Source organism: Aerococcus sp. L_32 (assembly GCF_050689315.1).
This window is the reverse complement of the sequence record NZ_JBOEQF010000975.1, coordinates 1-699: the sequence shown is the minus strand read 5'-3', so window position 1 is coordinate 699 and position 699 is coordinate 1. Positions and strand designations below refer to the sequence as shown.

1 protein-coding gene is annotated in these 699 nt (G+C 38.2%); it reads left to right on the top strand.

The window, feature by feature from the left end:
- Positions 1-171: 171 nt before the first annotated feature.
- Positions 172-699: hypothetical protein (locus ACRCJ0_RS17700; protein WP_431391460.1), on the top strand; the 528-nt coding region annotated here is incomplete at its 3' end.

Below are 699 nucleotides of genomic sequence, written 5' to 3'. Positions count from 1 at the left end.
AAACTCCTGGATTAGATATTCTTTAAACGGAGGATACGAGCCACAAATTCCAAATGCTACAGGTCTCACGATCCAAGAATTAGATAATGGGAACTTCCTGTTTAAAGTGAGGCTATTCGATGGTAAGGATTACAAAATCCTTTTACCTTTAGTAAAGAAGGGTAAATAACAATGAAGAAAAGTGGGTTTGTCTTATTTACCGCATTAATGTATATGTCGATCCTAACCTTCATCTATTTAGTTAACTTAAATATGTACAGTAGCCAAGTTAAAATGAATGAAGAAATTAACATATCCTATCAAGCACAAATCATGTCTCGCCTGGCGGTGGAGAAAGTGATCGCTGAGAAGGAGAAAGTAGTGACTAGCCAAATAAGTTCAAAGAATCAGCCGCCAGAGCCGTCAGATAGTAAAGAATTGGATACTTCCCATTCTAAAGAAGAAAGTGATGTAAAAACTTTGCCGGATGAAAGCAGTGTAATCATAAATAATCCTGATCAAGCTAGTGTTTCAGAGATTCAGCCAGATGCTACCGCTGGATCGAGCAATCAAGAGGATATAGAAAATAACGAAGCAGCTGTTAATTCAGCAACTTCAGATCAAGTAAAAGAAGTAGCGGCTGCCACTCAATCGTCAATACCATGGACAGATGGCAATTGGACTATGACCTTTAACCAGGGACATGTGTCAGTTGAATTA